18 protein-coding genes are annotated in these 18647 nt (G+C 60.6%); 9 read left to right on the forward strand and 9 right to left on the reverse strand.

What is annotated here, in order from left to right; translation table 11 throughout:
• Positions 1-12: 12 nt before the first annotated feature.
• Entirely contained in the window at positions 13-912 is a 900-nt protein-coding gene (locus MC50_RS24710) for an ABC transporter substrate-binding protein (protein ID WP_032695244.1), read from the forward strand.
• A gap of 42 nt (positions 913-954) precedes the next feature.
• Positions 955-2283: an LLM class flavin-dependent oxidoreductase gene (locus tag MC50_RS24715; RefSeq protein WP_047665672.1), complete on the forward strand. Its 1329-nt coding sequence runs from the start codon at positions 955-957 to the stop codon at positions 2281-2283.
• Between the two features lie 55 nt (positions 2284-2338).
• On the opposite strand, the gene MC50_RS24720 is transcribed toward MC50_RS24715, so the two are convergent.
• Positions 2339-3133, reverse strand: a complete 795-nt coding sequence (locus MC50_RS24720; RefSeq protein WP_047665184.1) for a phosphate/phosphite/phosphonate ABC transporter substrate-binding protein — start codon at positions 3131-3133, stop codon at positions 2339-2341.
• The gene (locus MC50_RS24725; RefSeq protein ID WP_047665186.1) at positions 3123-4121 is read right to left on the reverse strand and encodes a fatty acid desaturase; all 999 of its coding nucleotides are present in this window, start codon (positions 4119-4121) and stop codon (positions 3123-3125) included. The genes MC50_RS24720 and MC50_RS24725 overlap by 11 nt, the downstream gene beginning before the upstream one ends.
• Positions 4122-4568: 447 nt before the next feature.
• Between MC50_RS24725 and MC50_RS24730 the strand changes: the two genes are divergently transcribed.
• Entirely contained in the window at positions 4569-5012 is a 444-nt protein-coding gene (locus MC50_RS24730; RefSeq protein ID WP_032695247.1) for a 6,7-dimethyl-8-ribityllumazine synthase, read from the forward strand.
• 101 nt (positions 5013-5113) lie between these two features.
• On the opposite strand, the gene MC50_RS24735 is transcribed toward MC50_RS24730, so the two are convergent.
• Positions 5114-6286 (reverse strand): ROK family transcriptional regulator, encoded by a 1173-nt coding sequence (locus MC50_RS24735; RefSeq protein ID WP_032695249.1) that lies wholly within the window; start codon positions 6284-6286, stop codon positions 5114-5116.
• Positions 6287-6497: 211 nt separating this feature from the next.
• Between MC50_RS24735 and MC50_RS24740 the strand changes: the two genes are divergently transcribed.
• The 5 genes from MC50_RS24740 to MC50_RS24760 are packed head-to-tail and all read left to right on the forward strand — an operon-like array spanning position 6498 to position 11526.
• Positions 6498-7742, forward strand: coding sequence for an extracellular solute-binding protein (locus tag MC50_RS24740; protein ID WP_032687036.1), 1245 nt, complete (start codon positions 6498-6500; stop codon positions 7740-7742).
• 9 nt (positions 7743-7751) lie between these two features.
• Positions 7752-8660 carry a carbohydrate ABC transporter permease gene (locus MC50_RS24745; protein WP_032699418.1) on the forward strand — a complete coding sequence of 303 codons (909 nt, stop codon included), beginning with the start codon at positions 7752-7754 and terminating at the stop codon, positions 8658-8660.
• Complete coding sequence (locus MC50_RS24750; protein WP_032687345.1) at positions 8650-9489, forward strand: carbohydrate ABC transporter permease; 840 nt, start codon at positions 8650-8652, stop codon at positions 9487-9489. The genes MC50_RS24745 and MC50_RS24750 overlap by 11 nt, the downstream gene beginning before the upstream one ends.
• Before the next feature lie 2 nt (positions 9490-9491).
• The gene (locus MC50_RS24755) at positions 9492-10454 is read left to right on the forward strand and encodes a carbohydrate kinase family protein (protein ID WP_047665190.1); all 963 of its coding nucleotides are present in this window, start codon (positions 9492-9494) and stop codon (positions 10452-10454) included.
• Positions 10441-11526, forward strand: coding sequence for an ABC transporter ATP-binding protein (locus MC50_RS24760; RefSeq protein ID WP_046852225.1), 1086 nt, complete (start codon positions 10441-10443; stop codon positions 11524-11526). The genes MC50_RS24755 and MC50_RS24760 overlap by 14 nt, the downstream gene beginning before the upstream one ends.
• A gap of 14 nt (positions 11527-11540) precedes the next feature.
• Here MC50_RS24760 and MC50_RS24765 read toward each other — a convergent pair whose 3' ends face one another.
• Entirely contained in the window at positions 11541-12695 is a 1155-nt protein-coding gene (locus MC50_RS24765; protein ID WP_032687344.1) for an MFS transporter, read from the reverse strand.
• A 95-nt stretch (positions 12696-12790) separates the two neighbouring features.
• Between MC50_RS24765 and MC50_RS24770 the strand changes: the two genes are divergently transcribed.
• On the forward strand, positions 12791-13570 hold the full coding sequence (locus MC50_RS24770; protein ID WP_046852224.1) for an AraC family transcriptional regulator: 780 nt from the start codon (positions 12791-12793) through the stop codon (positions 13568-13570).
• Here the strand turns inward: MC50_RS24770 and MC50_RS24775 are convergent.
• The 5 genes from MC50_RS24775 to MC50_RS24795 form a co-directional block, all read right to left on the reverse strand.
• On the reverse strand, positions 13567-14307 hold the full coding sequence (locus tag MC50_RS24775) for a proteasome-type protease (RefSeq protein ID WP_032687032.1): 741 nt from the start codon (positions 14305-14307) through the stop codon (positions 13567-13569). The two genes, MC50_RS24770 and MC50_RS24775, sit on opposite strands and share 4 nt — an antisense overlap.
• A gap of 18 nt (positions 14308-14325) precedes the next feature.
• Entirely contained in the window at positions 14326-15141 is an 816-nt protein-coding gene (locus MC50_RS24780) for a transglutaminase family protein (RefSeq protein ID WP_032687031.1), read from the reverse strand.
• Positions 15138-16067: an alpha-E domain-containing protein gene (locus MC50_RS24785; RefSeq protein WP_032687030.1), complete on the reverse strand. Its 930-nt coding sequence runs from the start codon at positions 16065-16067 to the stop codon at positions 15138-15140. The genes MC50_RS24780 and MC50_RS24785 overlap by 4 nt, the downstream gene beginning before the upstream one ends.
• The gene (locus MC50_RS24790; RefSeq protein ID WP_004863765.1) at positions 16061-17500 is read right to left on the reverse strand and encodes a circularly permuted type 2 ATP-grasp protein; all 1440 of its coding nucleotides are present in this window, start codon (positions 17498-17500) and stop codon (positions 16061-16063) included. Before MC50_RS24790 ends, MC50_RS24785 begins: the two co-directional genes overlap by 7 nt.
• A gap of 204 nt (positions 17501-17704) precedes the next feature.
• Positions 17705-18598 carry an alpha/beta hydrolase gene (locus MC50_RS24795; protein WP_047665192.1) on the reverse strand — a complete coding sequence of 298 codons (894 nt, stop codon included), beginning with the start codon at positions 18596-18598 and terminating at the stop codon, positions 17705-17707.
• Between the last annotated feature and the right edge of the window lie 49 nt (positions 18599-18647).

Consider the following 18647-nt stretch of genomic DNA (forward strand, 5'->3'; position numbering starts at 1 on the left):
TAAAGAGGCACTATGAAGCATATATTGGGGTTCCCTGTTAACGCCCGACGGTTCCGTTTATCTCTCCTCGCCGCCGGATTATTCAGCTTGAGTTTTAGTGTGCTGGCAGAAAGCGTAACTATCGGCGGAGCCAATTTTACGGAGAGCTCTATTCTCGCCAATATTTACGCCAGCGCGCTAAAGAAAAAGAATATCGAGGTCAAAACCCGGCTTAATCTCGGCAACCGCGAGATTATTCTGCCGGCGCTAAAGAGCGGCGAGATCGATATTGTGCCGGAATATCTTGGCGCCCTGCTTAACTATTATGACGGGAAAACCCTGGCTACGCGCCAGAGCGACGTGAGCGCCGAGCTGGCGAAAGTATTGCCCGCCGATTTCACGCTGCTTGACCCCTCCCCGGCCACGTCGATTACCGCCTGGGCGGTACGCGCGGACACGGCAAAGAAATACCAGTTGACGAAACTGTCCGATCTTCAACCTATCGCCCATCAACTGACCATCGGCGGGCCGCCGGAGCTGGCGGTGCGCGCGCTCGGCTTACCGGGGCTCAAGCGCGTCTACGGACTTGAGTTTAAGGCGGTGAAATCGCTGGATATGGGCGGGCCGCTGACTCGTCTGGCGCTGAACTCCGGCAAAATCGACGTCGCCACGGTGGTCTCTACCCAGGGCAATCTGGCCAAAGAGGATTGGGTGGTCTTAGCCGACGATAAGCACGAACAACCCAGCCAGAACGTCGTGCCGCTGGTGCGCAAAGCCAGCCTGTCGGCGAACGTCAGCAGCGTGCTCAATGCGGTCTCCGCCAGACTCGACAATGCGGCGCTGATTGCGCTGAACCAGCAGGTGGATCTTCAGCATAAGGACCCGGCGGCCGTGGCCGAACAATGGGTTAATGCCAACCTGACGACCCCTTAATCATCCGGCCAGGGAGTGGCCATCAGCCAAATGAGCGCGACGATGTCTAAAAACCCGATGATTCTGAATCTGTTCTTCTTCAATCCCCAGGGCGATTATCGCTTCTCCTGGCGTCACCCGCAGGCGCCGGGAAAAGAAATTTTTACCCTTAGTTATTATGCCGAACTGGCCAGGAAAGCCGAGGCGGCCACGCTTGATGCCATTTTTATTGCCGATCATATTGCTATCTGGGATACGGTGCCCAGCGGTCTGACCCACTACGCCAACGCCCGGCTGGAACCCATCACCCTGCTAGCCGCGCTGGCGGCCGTCACCGAGCATATTGGCCTGATGGGGACGGCGTCGACGTCGTATAACGAACCCTACAACCTTGCACGCTACTTTGCCTCGCTCGATTTCCTGAGTAATGGCCGGGCAAGCTGGAATATCGTCACCTCGTGGCTGGAGGAAGAGGCGGCCAATTTCGGCCTCCGGCAGCTGCCCCGGCACGACAACCGCTATCAGCGCGCCGGTGAATTTATTGATGTCGTCACCCGGCTTTGGGACTCCTGGGAAGAGGATGCCGTCCTGTACGACAAAGCGAGCGGTCTGTTTGCCGACAAACAGAAAGTCCATCACCTCGACCATCACGGCGAATTCTTTAACGTTCGCGGACCGCTGAACGTGCCGCGCCCGCCGCAGGGCCATCCGCTGCTGGTACAGGCCGGATCGTCGGAGGCAGGGAAAGAGCTGGCGGCAACCTGGTCAGATATGCACTTCGTGTTTATTAAATCCGTTGCAGAGGGGCTGCGCTATCGCCAGGAGATGAACCAGCGGCTACTGGCGAAGGGACGCGACCCGGCACACTTCAAAATCATCGCCGGCGTGCTGCCGGTGGTGGTGAACTCCAGTGGCGAAAAGGAGGCCCGTCAGCAGCTCAACAACCGGTTGATGAGCGATCGAATGGCCATCGACCTGCTCTCTTCCTACCTGCGTATGGACCTCTCGACCTGCGCTATCGACCAACCGCTGCCGCCGCTGCCGGATGAAGAGACGTTTGACGGCATTCGCACCGCGCTGCGGCTGATCCGCGACTACGACCCGGCGCTGACCATACTGGAACTGGGGCGCTTACTGCTGCAAAGCTCCGATAGCTGGCTGCTGATTGGCAGCGCAGAAGAGGTCGCCAACGGGCTTATCGAGATCTGGCGCGCCGGCGCTGCCGATGGATTTAACTTGATGTTCCCGCTATTGCCTGGCGATTTTGACCGTTTTGTCGAGCAGGTGGTGCCGATTCTTCAGCGCAGCGGTGCCATGAAAAAGAGCTATCCGCCGGGTACGCTGCGGGAAAAACTGGGCTTGCCGAAGGCCGATAACCGCTTTGCCCGCTAGCAGGCGGCAACCTACGCGACGCCTTGACCGGAGGAGGTCAACCTTCTCCGGTCTGTCAAAGTTGCGTCACGCCCAGTTGTCGCGCCTCTTCGCGCCACGCCAGCAGTCTGGAATAGGGCTCCCGGGTCACCGGGCTGAAACCACAGATAAACTGCGCGTCACAGCGCTCCCGATATTGCGCATCGCTGACCAACTGCCGCAGCGCCGATCGCAAACCGGCCAGGGTTTGCGCTGTCGTTTGCGGGCCGGTAATCAGCGGCAGCCCTGGCGCCGACGGCGTCTGGCCGATAACACACAACCCCTCCAGTACCGCAGGTTCATGGCGCGCCAGCAGCGCCCAGCTAACGCAGTCGATGGCGGCAATATCGCCCGCCCCCTGCTGTAAGCCGAGCAGCGACTGTCGGTGGCTGCCGCTGAAATTGACCCCGGAAAAAAAGCGCCCCTCGTGGGCGAGCGGAGCCACCATTTTCAGTAAGACGTTATAACCTGACTGCGAATCGGGCGAATTGCAGATCGCCCGCCGCCCACGGAAATCGGCGAGCGGCCGCGCGTTATCCGCCTTACGGGCCACCAGCAGGCTGCGGTAATCAATCCCTGCGCAGCCGGGCGCCGAATAGTGAAAACAGCCCACCGTCTGAACCTCCGGCAGCAGCGTCGCCAGCGGGTAGCCGCAGGTCTGGCTCAGCAGCAGATCCGGCTGACGCCAGTGCGAAAGTAAGTCCGCCGGCGGCGACGATGGTGAACTCACGGCAATGCCTCGGGCGAGCAACAGCTCCCGCACCGCGGCTTCTAACGCCTGGTTCTCCGGCGGGTGAAGCGCGTACATCGGCAAATTCACGCTATGACTCATCACTTTCTCCCGCCTGCTCTCCTGCCCGGGAGGCTTTCCCGATCCCCGGATGGGCGTTCACCGCCACCGCGCTGAAGAAAAAGGCGCGCAGCCACTCACCATAGCCGCGCACCACGAACCCGTGATTACGCTGCTGGTAGCGCTCCCGCTCCAGCAGATAGAGTTTTCTCAGACCGTACCACGGTACGCCGGGCAGATCATGATGCACGGAGTGGTAGTTCAGGTTCAGAAACAGCAGCCGCCACAGCAGCCCGGCTTCATTGATGACCGAGCGCGCCAGCGGGTCGTCAGCGGCCCGATGCTCGAGGAAGGAGCGAATTTTGGTCAGCGCCAGCGCCGGGTAGCTGATGACCACCACGAAATAGAGCGGCGAAAAATCACAGCGTGCCATCCACGTCAGGAGTGCGGCCAGCAATCCGCCGTGAACCAGCCACATGATCATCGCTTTCCCCTGGCGATAGCGAAAGGCGTTCGCCGCGCTGGCGAGCGTTTGCACAATATCCAGCAGCGGGGCCAGCAGCAGACGGCCGAAAAACGTATTGCGCAGATGTATCACTTTACGCTGCCAGGGCGAGAAACGGCGCCAGCTTTCGGCGCTAAAATAGTAGGATTCGGGGTCATCCACCGGCAGCGTCAGCCGGTCGTTATTGTGGTGCGCCAGATGCGAATCGCGATAAAGCCCGTAGGGATACCACACCGCCAGCGGTAGCGTGCCCAGCAGCTGATTACACCACCGCCAGGGCGTCGGGTGGCCGTGGATCAGCTCATGCTGCAACGACATGTACCAGGCGGTAAACCAGATGAGCAGCACGGTCGCCGGGAAAAGCCCCAGCGTCTGCCAGTAGATCAGGGTCATAAACCAGCCGCTGTAGACCGCAATAATTAATAGCCAGGTGGGTAATTCGCTGCGCCACAGCCAGCGGCGGGAAAGCTGGCGAATCAGATCGCGCTGCTGCTGATGCAGATACTTCGACGAGTGCTGTGTCATCACTACCGGTACTCTCTCCGCGTAACTTTTTGCCTCCAGAAGATGAGAGAAAACGCGGAAAATAACAAAGTATTTAAATCACTTAGCTTTGCCAGAAAATGATGATGCGCGCACTTTTCTGCCCGGCGGGATAGCGCCCCCGGCCCCCATGAGACGCCCGCGCCGCCCGCAGGCCGAGAACAGGTATTCCACAGCGTGCGGCGGATAAAAACGGCTATCGTCTCTTGACATAACAGTATAATGTTAACGACCGGATCCCGTCCGAACGCTGCTGAATGCGCCAGCGCTTTTGGCTAATGAGACAGGACCTGAGCTCCGTGTGAAAGCGCGTAAACCGAGCGAATGAGAGCATCGCCCGGTGGGGGCCTGAAACGGCTCGCGGAGTATAAGACCTGAAGATCAACATTCTTTGACTCGCCTGATGCGGTCATTTTACAGGAGTATGCCATGCCATCGTTAAACGTCGCCTTTATCAAAGCTAACTGGCACAGTGACATCGTCAGCCAGGCGCAGAGCGGTTTTCAGCAGGAGCTGGACCGTCAGCAGGTTGATTATTCGCTCGACAGCTGGGATGTCCCTGGCGCATTTGAAATGCCGCTTCTGGCGCAGAAGCTGGCAAAAAGCGGACGCTATGATGCCATCGTGTGCGCCGCGCTGGTGGTCGATGGCGGTATCTATCGCCATGACTTTGTCGCCCAGGCCGTGGTCAGCGGTCTGATGCAGGCCCAGCTGGCCACCGAAGTCCCGATGTTCTCCGTCTCTCTGACGCCGCACAACTTCCAGCCTGCCGACGAGTTCATCGATTTTTACAGCCAGCATTTCATCAAAAAGGGTCAGGAAGCCGCCAGAGCGGTACTGCAGATCCACAACTTGCCGCTGGCGAAAGAGTGAATCAACGCCTTTAACCGCGTGGTCCGAGCCCCCGCCGGCGGTCCTTTGCGTGGGCTCATCCGCGACGCACGGTGCGGGCGTTGCTGAATTGCGCCGGCGGCCTACTTCATCAATGCCTGAAACTGCGGATTAAACTCATCAAAGATCGGCAGTGCGGCAGCGCCGAGGGCGGCGGTGTCGGTGCCCGTCATCCCCATTTTCACCCGCATTGCCGGGAGATAACGCCCGCGCACCGACTGATACAGCGGCGGCAGGCGGGCCAGCACTTTCTCCAGCAGCGGCGCGGGCATCATGCCGCCGACCACCACCGTTTCCGCATCGAAAACGCATTCCAGCAAATTAATGGCCTGGCGCAGCGACGGTAACGCCGTCTCCACCCAGCGATCGAACAGCGACGCCTCCACCGCCAGCAGGTCCTCGGGCAGCGCCCGGTAGGGGTCGAGACCGCAAAACTCATAGGCCGCCTGCAGAGAAACGTAGCGTTCAAGACAGCCCTGGTTACCGCAGTAACAGGCGCGCCCTCCCGGTTGCACCACGATATGCCCGACCTCTCCGGCGTTGTGGGCGTGGCCGGTATAAATATGGCCGTCGGTGAAGATCCCGGCGCCAAGCCCGGTGCCGATATACAGATAAACAAACGAATTCAGCTGGCGCGCCACCCCGTGGAAGCGCTCGCCGATAGCCGCCACCGTGGCGTCATTCTCCAGGGTGACCGGCAGACCGCTTATCCGCTCCAGCTCCGACGCTACATCCACCCCCTCCCAGCCGTTGAGAGTGGTCGGCCCGGTCGAAGAAATGCCCTCCACACCAAACGGCCCAGGCATCACTACGCCAATGCCCAGCACCCGACTCCAGTCGAGCCCGGGTAGCGCTTTCATCTCCTGCACCACCTCGGCAATGCGGGCAAAGGTGGCACCAGGTTGGGGCTTTTGCACCAGAATGAGCCGGCGGAAATGGATCTCGCCGGTGAGATCCACCAGCACGATGATCAAGGTTTGATGGTCGAGATGGATCCCGATGGACCACGCGCTGGCGGGGTTGAGGCTCACCGGCACCGCCGGCTGACCGCGTCCTGCGGCGCGACGCGGCTCATGGCTGGTGAGCAACCCCATCTGCTGTAGCTCGGCGACAATATTGGAGACCGTTTGCGGCGTCAGCGCGGTAATTCGCGCCAGCTCCGCCCGGGTCAGCGTACCGTGCAGACGCACGGCCTCAATCACCACCCGCCGGTTGTGTACTCGCGCGTGTTCAAGGTTCGTTCCCGAGGTTTTCATTCCGTCCCTTCCTGGTCGCATCATGCTGCAATTCTAGCCAGCGTCACAATTCGCGCAACGACATTCTCCTCCCCCCTTTCGGGTGGCATAAGCTTTGCTACGCTTATGCTAAGGGCCACGAATGACGTTTGGGCCGTATTGTCGCCCCGATTAAATCAATCAAATTGATTTAATAAATCATATCCCTCTTTTCAGTACCGCGGAGAGCAACATGAACGACTACAGTGCATTTCGGGTTAAAGCCGGTCTGCTGGCTATGCTGGTCATCAGCGGGAGTGCGGCGGCGGCCACCCAGGTTAACGCCCTGTTTATGACCCAGGCGGCGTACAGCGAAAATGACATTCGCGCCATGACCGCCGATTTCGAAAAACAAAACCCGGATATCAAAATCAACCTTGAGTTCGTCCCCTACGAAGCGTTGCATGACAAAATCGTTGCCGCACGCGGAGCCGGCGGCAACGGCTACGACGTGGTGCTCTTCGATGCCATCTGGCCTGCCGAATTTAGCCACTTCGATCTCCTGCAGGATGTCTCGGCACGTATTCCCGCCGCCGAACGGGAGAAGGTTTTCCCCGGCGCCATGAATACCGTGGTTTACAAAGGCAAAACGCTGGGCATGCCGTGGATCCTCGACACCAAGTATCTTTACTACAACAAAGCGATGCTGGACAAAGCCGGGATCAAGCAGGTGCCGACCACCTGGCAACAGGTGCTGGACGACGCCAAAATCATCAAGGATAAAGGTATCGTTAAATACCCGCTGGTGTGGAGCTGGTCGCAGGCAGAAGCGCTGGTGTGCGACTACACCACCCTCGTCTCCGGGTTTGGCGGGCAGTTTTATCAGAACGGCAAACTGGACTTTTCCACTCCGGCGTCGTTGAAAGCGGTTACGCTGATGAAACAATCGCTGGATGACGGGTTAAGCAATCCGGCCTCCCGTGAATATCTGGAAGAGGATGTGCGCAAGGCCTTCTCCAACGGCGACGCGGCATTTGCCCTGAACTGGACCTATATGTACAACATGGCCAACGACCCGAAACAAAGTAAGGTAGCGGGCGATGTCGGCATTATGCCGGCCCCCGGCGATACGCCGGATAAACCCGGCGCGGTGAACGGCTCAATGGGGTTAGGCATTGCCAAAGCCAGCCAGCATCCGGAACAGGCGTGGCAGTATATTCACTATCTGACCTCGCAACCGGTGCAGGATAAATATGCGAAGCTGAGCCTGCCGGTGTGGAAATCCTCCTATCAGGACCCGGCGGTGGCGAAAGGTCAGGAGAGCCTGATCGCCGCAGCGGATAAATCGCTGAACGTGATGCTGTCGCGTCCGGAAACCGCGGACTACTCGCGCCTCTCCAACGCCTTACAACAGCAGCTTCAGGCCGTTCTGCAGGGCAAGGCCGCCCCGGATGCCGCGATGCAAGCCGTCGACAAAAGCGCGGCGCGCCTGCGTTAAGGACATTTGATGCTGAGTTTGCAACAACGCGAGCAGCGTCAGGCATGGGTGCTTCTGGCACCCATGCTGATCGTGATGTTTCTGCTGACGGCCTGGCCGCTGGCGCGCACGCTATGGCTGAGCTTTACCGACACCGCGCTGGTGGGCAATGGCGATGTGACGAATTACCTCTGGCTGGATAACTATCTGTATGCGTTAACCGACCCGGATTTTCGCGCCGCCTTCGCCCGCACCCTCTACTTCACCGTGGTCTCTGTCGCCATTGAAGGGGTTATCGGCGTGCTGGTGGCGCTGTTGCTCAATCAGCCATTTTTCGGACGCAATATCCTGCGGGTGCTGGTCATTTTGCCCTGGGCGCTGCCGACTATCGTTAACGCGATGATGTGGCGGCTCAACTTCAACCCGGACTACGGCAGTATTAACGCCTTGCTCAGTCAATGGGGCATTATCGACGGTTACCGCAGCTGGCTGGGGTCGCCGGACTCGGCCCTCAACGCGGTGATGCTGGCGGATATCTGGAAGAACTATCCGCTGGTCACCCTGCTGGTGCTGGCCGCGCTGCAATCCATTCCGGAGGATTTATACGAAGCGGCTCGCCTTGACGGCGCCTCGTCGTGGCGGCGTTTTCGCGCCATTACCTTCCCGGCGATCGCCGCCCCGCTCGGCGTGGCCCTGGTCCTGCGCACCATCGATGCGTTTAAGGTCTTCGATATCATCTACGTAATGACCCGCGGCGGGCCGCTGGACAGTACCCGCACGCTGAGTTTCTTCGTCTACCAGGAGTCCTTTAGCTACCTGCGGGCGGGCAGCGGCGCGGCCTACGCCATCCTGATGACCCTGATGTGCGCCCTGCTGATCGCCCTGTATCTGTTTATGCTGCTGCGTCAGCGCCGCCGGAGCACTCATGATGAAACGTAAACTGCGTATTCTGCTGCGCTACCTGGCGGCCCTGCTGGTGGCGCTGTCGATCCTGGCCCCCATGGCGTGGCTGTTTTTGATGAGCGTCAGCGCCGCGGCCGATCTGACCCGGGTGCCGCTGGAGTGGCTGCCGCGTCAGTGGGACTTCAGCCGCTACGCCCGTCTGCTGTCGCTGCAGCCCGGTGAGCCCGGCGCGCTGTTTCTCCCCGCCCTGCGCAACAGCCTGCTGGTTGCCGCTGGGGCGACGCTGGTGTCGCTGCTGCTGGCGGTGCCCGCCGCCTTCAGCTTCTCGCGCTACCCCGGACGCGACGGCTGGCTGTACGCCGGGCTCGGCATCTATATGGTGCCGCCGGTGGCCTTCGTGCTGCCGCTCTATTTTATTCTCGAACATTTCGGGCTGCTGAATACCCGCAGCGGGCTGGTGCTGGTCTACTGTTCGCTGATTATGCCGTTTCTCACCTGGATGGTGAAAAATCAGTTCGATGCGCTGCCGCAGGATATTGAGCAGGCCGCCCGACTTGACGGTCTGCGGGTCTGGCAGGTGCTACTGCGCATCACCCTTCCACTGGCAAAACCCATGCTGGGGGCGTCGGCGCTGTTCGGCTGGCTGCTGGCCTGGGACGAGTTTTTCTATGCGCTACTGTTTACCAGCAACATTGCCGCCCAGACGCTGCCGGTCACCATTGCCGGATTCACCGCCGGGCGCGCCACCGACGATGGACTGGTGGCGGCGGTCGGCATCCTCGCCTCGGTCCCGCCGCTGTTTATCGCCATCTGGCTGCAAAAAACGTTGGTCAGCGGTCTCACTCACGGTGGAAGTAAAGGATAACTATGCAAACGCTCACCGCGCCTGTGCTCTATATCGCAGGTAATTACAATATTGATTTAGTTATGGGAACCCTCGCGCAGTGGCCGACTCCCGGCACCGAGGTGATGCTGGAACACAGCGCGCTGCGCCCCGGCGGTTCAGCGGGTAACTGCGCGCTGGCGGCCGCGGCCATGCAGCTCCCCCACTGCACCGTCGGCTGCCAGGGCGACGACGCCTTTACCGCCTGGCTGGCGGCGCAGTTCCCCGGCAGCGCCGAACGCTGGCCGCAGTATCCCTGCGAGACCTCGCTGACGGTGGCGGTGACGCATCCCGACAAAGAGCGTTCGTTTCTCAGCAACTATGGACATATCACCCGCCTGTCCGCCGACGACATCCTGACTCAGCTCCCGGCCAGGGCGACGCCCGGCGATATTCTGCTGCTCTGCGGCACCTTCTTATGCACCGCGCTGTTGCCGGACTATCCGCGGCTGCTGACGACCCTGCGCGACCGCGGTTTTCAGGTGGCGGTCGATACCGGCTGGCCGCCGCACAACTGGGACAGCGCGCTGCGTGAGGCGACCCACCGCTGGCTCGGCGATTGCGACTGGCTGCTGCTCAATGAAGTCGAAACGCTTGGCCTGGCGAACCAGGCCCCTCTGCCGACGGCGGCCCGCGCCCTCGCGGCGCGTCTCAGCGGCCGGGGCGGCTGCATTGTCAAATGCGGCGCCGATGGCGCCTGGTGGTGGACGGCGGACCAGGGGCATCACGCGCCGGTGAAACCAGTCGAGGTCATCGACACCATCGGCGCCGGAGACAGTTTTAATGCCGGGTTTCTTGCCGGTTTGTTAAACGGCCAGTCGGCCTCACAGGCGTTACGTTGGGGCAACGCCGTGGCCGCCTACGCGATCGGTTCATCCCCACGTCGCTATCCCGACTGGCGAACCTTGCAACACCATATCGAGGAGGTCGACTATGGCCAGCGTTGAACTGCTAAACGTCGCCAAACAGTACGGTAAACAGACGGTGCTGCATCCGCTGGACTTGACCATTCCGGACGGCAGCTTTACGGTGCTGGTAGGGCCATCCGGCTGTGGAAAGTCAACGCTGCTGCGCCTGCTGGCCGGGCTGGAAAGCCTGTCCGCTGGAACGATATTGATGAACAACCGCCCGATCAACGATCTCGATCCCGCGGACCGCGATGTCGCCATGGTTTTTCAGAGCTACGCGCTCTACCCCCATCTGACGGTGGCGGAAAACCTCGCCTTTCATATGCAGGTCAAAAAAGTCGACAAGGCGACACAGAAAAACAAGGTTCAGCACATCGCCAGTATGCTGGGTATCGATAAACTGCTCGGCCGCTATCCGCGAGCGCTCTCCGGCGGCCAGCGTCAGCGCGTGGCTATGGGCCGGGCGATGGTGCGTAATCCGCAGGTTTTTCTGTTCGATGAGCCGCTCTCCAACCTCGATGCCCAGCTGCGCATGGAGCTGCGGGCCGAGATCAAATCCCTGCACCAGCGCTTCAACACCACCATGATTTACGTCACCCACGATCAGGTTGAAGCCATGACGCTTGCCGACCAGATCGTGGTGATGCGCGATGGCGTGATCGTGCAGCAGGGGCCGCCGCTGGAGATTTACGATCGCCCCTGCAACACCTTCGTGGCGCGCTTTATCGGCTCCCCGCCGATGAATCTGCTGGAGGGGCAGATTCAGCAGCGCGATGGCCAGCCCGGCGTGCAGTGCGGCGAACTGTGGCTGGCCCTGCCTGAACGCTGGTATCCGGCGGCGGCACAGCAGGGTCAGGCGCCGGTGATTGTCGGTCTGCGTCCGCAGGATATTCAGCCTGCCGCCGAAGGACTGCCGGGGGTCGTCAATATTGTCGAGGTCACCGGCGAGTCCACGCTGCTGCATCTCGACTGGCAGGGCTTCCCCCTCCATGTCCAGGTCGCCGGGCGTCTCGAAGCGACTATCCGTCAGCCCTTATCGCTGGCGGTACGGCGCGAGAAAATCCATCTTTTCGACGCCGCCAGCGGCGAACGGCTGGCTTCCACGCGCTGAGCCTCGCGGGCGGGTCAGGTCGCCTCCGCCCGCGCGGTGCGCAAACAGCGGCCGTAGCATAGCCCGGCGATGCAGCTGACGCTGGCGCACACGATCAGCGCCCCTCCCAGCGATTGCCCCCATCCCACTGCCGCCAGTCCCAGGCCAATCAGCACATAATAGGCCAGGCCGAAGATAGCCCCGGCGGTTCCCCGACAGTGGCCGTATGCGCCCAGCGCCGTGCCGAGCAGCAGCGGGATCGCCATGGCGTAGGCAAAGGTGATGCCGATCATCGGCAGCAGGAACAGCAGCGTATCCGGCAGGCAAAACACCGCTACGCTGCTCATCAGCTGTATCAGACAGGCGAGCAGCAATATTCCCGCTTCCGCGACGGCTTTGCGCAGCAGCCAGCGATTGAACAGCGCCCCGGCCAACGATCCGACGGCCAACGCGATGCCGCTGTAGCCAAAAATCACGCTCCCCTGACGCAGCTGCGCGAAGATGAACGGCGCCAGGCTGTAATAGCTGAACAGACTGACGTTGAAGGCCGCCACCAGCAGGACCGCCAGCGCCAGCGGCTTATCCGTCGCCATCCGGCGTAAGAGCGGTAAAAACGCGGTATGAACATGCTGCGACGGGCGAGTCTCCGGCAATAGCCAGCAGCACAGTAGCAGTAATACCGCGGCCAGCAGCGCGAGGGCCGTCAACACACCGTGCATTCCCCAGCCGGCAACGATTGCTCCGCCGAGGTAGACGCCTGCCGCCGGGCTGACCGCCAGCACGAGGCCCATCACTGAAAAAAGAGCGGCAAGCTGGCGGCCGTTAAAACGGTCGCGAAGGATAGTCTGGCTCACCACCGATCCCGTTGCCGCACCGAACGCCGACAGCATCCGGGCGACCAGCAGTAACGTGAAATCACGCGCCGCCAGCGCCAGCACGCAGCCCAGGGCATAGGCCGCGAGGCCCGCCAGCAGCGCCGGACGCCGGCCATAGCGGTCGCTGAATCGTCCCCAGTACAGCACGCCGATGGCGAAGCCGATAAAGTAAACCGACAGGGTCTGCGTCGCCTCTACCGCGCTGACGGAAAAATAGCGGCTGATATCGGTCAGCGCCGGACTGTAAATCGTCTCCACGATCTGCGGAAACATCAATAATGCGGTAACCAGCACCATGGCCGAACGCCCGAACATCATCACCTCCGATACAATTAAGAGGCGCTATTGTAGGCGGGCGGTGAATCGTACATTATAAACATAATGACTTTTTATATCGGAAATCAGACATCATGGCCTGGCTCGAGGCGAATGCGCTATTTAATCCGGAGGATCTGCATAACAGAGTGATTGGCGTGTGCTCGGCGCTGGGTCAGCATGATTCCGGCAGCCACCTGCACCGGATGGGACAGCTGCTTTTTACCCGTCAGGGCTGCATACGACTGACCCTCAACAACGGCGCGCTGCTGTGCCTGCTGCCGCCCACCCGGGCGGCCTGGATACCGGCCGGCATGGACCACCGTGCGGAGATGAAAAGCATCGTCGACTATCGCTCGGTCTGGTTTCATCCGACCCACTATCCTGCCCTCCCGCGCCATCCGGCGATCCTCAACGTCGGCCCGCTGCTGCGCGAACTGCTGGAGCGAATCGCCGCCAGCCCGTGGGATAGTGACTGGCAGAACGGTATCGGCTGGCACCTCGCCGCGCTTTGCGAGGCGGAAATGTGCAGCGCGGCGCAGGAGCCGATGATGCTCGCCCTGCCTCAGGATAAGCGTCTGGCGCTGCTCGCCGGCGACGCCCTGCCGCCGCTGCTGCAGCAGCTGGCGGTCCGCTGCGGAGCCAGCGAAAAGACCATCAGCCGGATTTTCCGTCGCGATACCGGGATGACTTATCAGCAGTGGCGGCAGCAGTGGCGCCTGATGAAGGCGGTGGAGCTGCTGGCCACCGGGGAGCGCATTACCGATACCGCGCAGGCGCTGGATTTCGCCAGCGACAGCGCCTTCATCTACTTTTTCCGCACCATGACCGGCATGACGCCGGGACGCTATTTCTCACCGCAGACCGCGCCTTAGCGATCGCCGCCCGGCGCATAGGGCGGCAAGGTCTGGAACGTGTTTTGCAATCCTTCCGACCACGCCTTGCGGATGGTGTTGAAGTACGGATCGCTTTCGGTGATGCGATGCTGGCCGGCGCTGCTCAGGCTCCCGCTGCGGTACAGCAGCGTATCCAGCGGCAGGCCAACGGAGAGATTGCTGCGCAGCGTGGAATCAATCGAGATAAGCGCGCAGCACATCGCCTGTTCCAGCGGTGTCTCCCGGCTTAACACCCGATCGATGATCGGTTTGCCGTATTTGCTCTCGCCAATCTGGAAGTACGGGGTATCGCGCGAGGCTTCAATAAAATTGCCTTCCGGATAGATATGAAACAACCGATGCGTTTCTCCGGCAATCTGCCCGCCCAGCAGCAGGTTGCAGTTGAAGTTAGTATTGCCGCAGTGCTGCTGATTGCTGCTATCGCGCTGAATCACCTCCTGCAGCGTTTTGCCAATCAGCATCGCCGCGTCATACAGCGAGCTCACCTGCAGCAGATTAGGCTCCTGCTGAGTCGCAATCCGCGTACTCAGCAGGCTTATGACGCTCTGGGTGGTGGCCAGGTTGCCTGCGGACTGCAGCACCAGGACCCGTTCGCCGTCCTCGGCAAACACATGGAGTTTTTTAAAGGTCGCGATATGATCCACTCCCGCATTGGTGCGGGAGTCGGAGGCAAAGACCAGTCCATCCGCTAAACACATGGCCACACAGTAGGTCATCGTTCTTTGTTCCTGCCTTTATTGCTGCTGCGCCTGTTGCGAATGCTCGCGCACTTCAGCGTTGGTTAACATTATTTCCCCGCCGCCGCCCAGCCGGGTGCCGCGCACCGGACAGGCATCCAGATAGTCCAGCCCGGTCGCCAGCCGCAGATGCTGGTTGAGGTGACGGGTATTATTGGTGATATCAAAAGATTGCCAGCGTCCGTTCACCCACACCTCTGCCCATGCGTGCATTGCGACATGCTGGGCATTATCGCTGTAAACGTAGCCGCTGACGTAGCGCGCCGGGATCTCCAGCGCGCGACAGCAGGCGAGGAAGACGTGGGTATGATCCTGGCAGACGCCTTTTGCCCTGGCAAAGGCGTCTGCGGCAGAGTCCTGCACCTGCGTGGCTCCCGGTGAGTATGGCATTCTCAGCAGCAGGTCCGCCATCAGTTGATTCAGACTCTCCTCCGGCTCATCGCGGCGATACAGACGCTGGGCAAATTCGCGAATCCTGTCGTCGGCGCGGGTCAGCGGCGTACAGCGTAAATAGACCAGCGGAGAGAGCAGCTCCTCTTCCGCCACATCGCTCTGTTCGCTGTCCTCGGCAATATCCACGATCCCGCTGGCGCGGATGGCAATCTCTTTGTGGGGATTGTCGAGCGTTAATACATGCAGGACATTTCCCCATGCGTCGGTGGTCGTCACCGCCGCCCCCTCCGGCAAGGTCAGGGTCCAGGAGGTAATGGTTTGCCGTCCGGTACTGCGCGGCGTCAGGCGCAGGTACTGGGTCGAAAACTTCACTTCTTCATCGTAGCCGTAGCGGGTCAGGTGATCGATGACCAGTTTCATAGCGCCTCCAGATAAGTTTGTCTGATGCTGTCGGACAGAGCATTAATACGCGCCAGCAGTCCGTTGAGGTAACTTTGTAAATCGGCGCCCGCCAGATCGTCGCGGGTGCTGAAGCGCAGATCGACATTCAGCTGATGCGCCAGGCGCAGCGGCAGGTGTGAACGGTCGTTCGCGATATGCTCCAGTTGACCAATCAGATCGGAGATACAGGCTCGCAGGGATCGCGGTACGTCGTTGCGCAAAATCAGCAGCTCCATCACCGTCTCCCGGGTGACCGGCTGGCGAAAGATACTGTTGTAGGCTTCCCGGGCGCTGACCGCGTTAAGCAGGGTGTCCAGCCGGTAGTATTCGCGTACCGAATCCGGATCGCTGCTCAGCTGCTGATCCTTGATCAGCAGCAGTTGCGTGGTGGCGTAGGCCCGTTCAATCAAGGTGCCGATACCGATAAAGCTCAGCGCGTCATTGCGCAGCAGCGTACCCAGCACCGCGCCGCGAAACAGGTGCACCCGCTCCTTCACCCAGTCGAAAAAACCATCGGTGCCCAGTTCGCTAATCCCCCGCTGGCGGAGCTGGCGCAGTTCAATACGTGTAGCGTTGATGCACTCCCACACCTCGGCGGACAGGCTGCCGCGAACCGCATGCGCGTTGTTCCAGGCCATCTCCACGCAGCTGTAAATACTGCAGGGGTTGTTGCCGTCGAGCGCGAAGAAATTAAGCAAATTGCTCATGGTGAAGCGCGCATGTCGCGCCTGAAACAGTTCATGGGTTAAGGACAAATTCAGCGGCAGAGCCAGATCCCGCGACTGCTGGCTGTGACGCGGGATCATCGACAGTTTCCACGTCACATCAAGCACCCGGGCATAGCTTTCCGCGCGCTCCAGGTAGCGCGCCATCCAGAAAAGTTCACTCGCAGTCCGACTCAGCATGATTCACCATCCTCCATCACCCAGGTATCTTTGGTGCCCCCGCCCTGCGATGAGTTCACCACCAGCGAGCCTTCGGTGAGCGCCACCCGCGTCAGTCCGCCCGGCACCAGACGAATCTCCTGGCCGGAGAGGACAAAGGGACGCAAATCGATATGCCTCGGCGACAGCCCTCCCTCCACGAAGGTCGGACAGGTGGACAACGCCAGGGTCTCCTGTCCGATATAGTTAGCCGGATTGGCCAACAGACGCTGGCGAAACATCTCCCGCTCTTCTTTGGTTGAACGCGGCCCCACCAGCATGCCGTATCCCCCGGCGCCATGAACTTCCTTGACCACCATCCTCTCGAGATTCCCCAGCACGTACTGCAAATCCTCCGGCTTGCGACACTGCCAGGTGGGAATATTGTTCAGTATCGGCTGCTCGCCAAGATAGAAGCGGATCATCTCCGGGACGAAGGGGTAGATCGACTTATCGTCCGCCACACCGGTACCAATCGCATTAGCCAGCACCACGCCGCCTGCGCGATACACCGACAGCAGGCCGGGCACGCCGAGCATCGAGTCGGCGCGAAATGCCAGCGGGTCGAGATAGGCGTCATCAACACGCCGGTAAATCACATCCACCCGCCGCGGCCCTTCGGTGGTGCGCATATAGACCGCGCCCGATTTAATAAACAGATCGGCGCTTTCCACCAGCTCAACTCCCATCTGCTGGGCGAGGAAGCTGTGTTCGAAATAGGCGCTGTTAAAACGCCCGGGCGTCATCACCACCACGCAGGGATCGTCCACCGGGGAACTTTCACGCAGGGTTTGCAGCAGGTAGCCCGGATAGCGCTCAACCGGCGCAATATGGTGATTTTCAAACATCTCCGGATAGAGACGCATCATCATTTTGCGGTTTTCCAGCATATACGAGACCCCTGAAGGGGTACGCAGGTTATCCTCCAGCACGTAATACTGGCCGTCGCTGTTGCGCACCATATCGACGCCGGTAATGTGGGCATAGGTATTATTGGGCAGATTGATGCCCTGCATGCAGGGCTGATATTGTTCATTGGCCAGTACCTGCTCCGCCGGAATGAGGCCCGCGCGCAGGATATTTTGCTCGTGGTAGATATCGTACAAAAAGGCGTTCAGCGCTTTGACCCGCTGACGAATACCGCGATCGATCTTTTTCCACTCTCCGCCGGGAATGATGCGCGGGACGCTATCGAATGGAATCAAACGCTCGGTACCTTCATCTTCCCCATACACATTAAACGTGATGCCGATGCGGTGAAAAAGCAGCTCCGCCTGCTCTTTCTTTTGCCGGATAGAGAATTGATCGGTGTTGTGAAACCATTGCCACCAGGCGTTATAGTGGTGACGCTGCTGTCCCTGCGCGGTAAGCATCTCATCATAATAATGCCCGTCAGGAAGCGTTATTTTTATCATGGCCGTCTCCTCCGGTTATACTCACGTTGGGGTAACCCCGCAAAGAGATAAGCATTTATTATGCCAGGTAGCAGAGGGCGTGAGACCAGTGCAATTCCCCGCAATGCGCCGCTTTATTGTGCAAAAAACAATCACCCCGATAGCCGATGCCACGCCGGTTTTGCACCATCATGAAGCAAATATCGCGCGCCTGCGCCATCAGGGTTAGCGCCCGTTCAGCCAACGCGCGTAATGCTCCGGCCATTCGACGGTCGGCGTACCGGGACGCCCCATGGCAAAACCGTGTCCACCGCGGGCATAGCGATAGAGGCTGACCGGCACCTGATGCTGTCGGCAGGCGGCGGCCATGATCAGGGTGTTATGCGGATCGGACACCGAATCATCCTCCGCCTGAGCCAGAAAACAGGGCGGTGTCTGTGAATTGACGTAGGTCTGCACCGACCAGGCGCGGTCAACCGCTTCCGAGGCATGGGCGCCCGCCAGCATCCGGTGCGTCGCGGTATGGCTATAGGGCGACATCAGCGAAATAATCGGATAAATCAGCGCGGCTTTATCGGCACGAGCCGGATGGTCATCGAGAGCATCCTGCGGCGAATAAGCGGCAAAATCGGCCCGGCAGGCCGCCATACCCAGCAAATGCCCGCCGGCGGAAAACCCCAGCAGGCTGACCTGTTCTTCCCGCGCGCGAATCAACCGCAGCGCCCGCTGGGCGTCCTGCAACGGCGCCAGCGCGCCGGCGCCCCACCCTTCGCCGGGAAGCCGGTAGCTCAGGACGTAGGCGGTATAGCCGCGTGCCGTCAGCCAGCGCGCGGCAGGCCAGGCCTCTTTCGCCATTTCGATGCGCCGGTAGCCGCCCCCGGCGGCAATCAGTACGCCATGACCACGGGGTTGCGCCGGGCGCCACACCGCCAGCTGCGGCCGGACAATATGAGTGAGCGCGCCGCGCGCAGAGAGCCGCGGCGCCCCGGATGGCCCGCCGCCCCCCGGCGGTTCGGCAGGCCATAAGCTGAGCACCTCATCCCGGCGCTCGCTGGCCCCGGCACGTGCCGCCGCCCACAGCGATGCCGCGCTTAACAGCAGAAAATGACGTCGATTCACCCGCAGTTCTCCTCAGACTTTGATCGACCGATAACAGCACATCGCGATG

This window comes from Klebsiella planticola (assembly GCF_000783935.2).
Classification (GTDB): Bacteria; Pseudomonadota; Gammaproteobacteria; order Enterobacterales; family Enterobacteriaceae; genus Klebsiella; species Klebsiella planticola.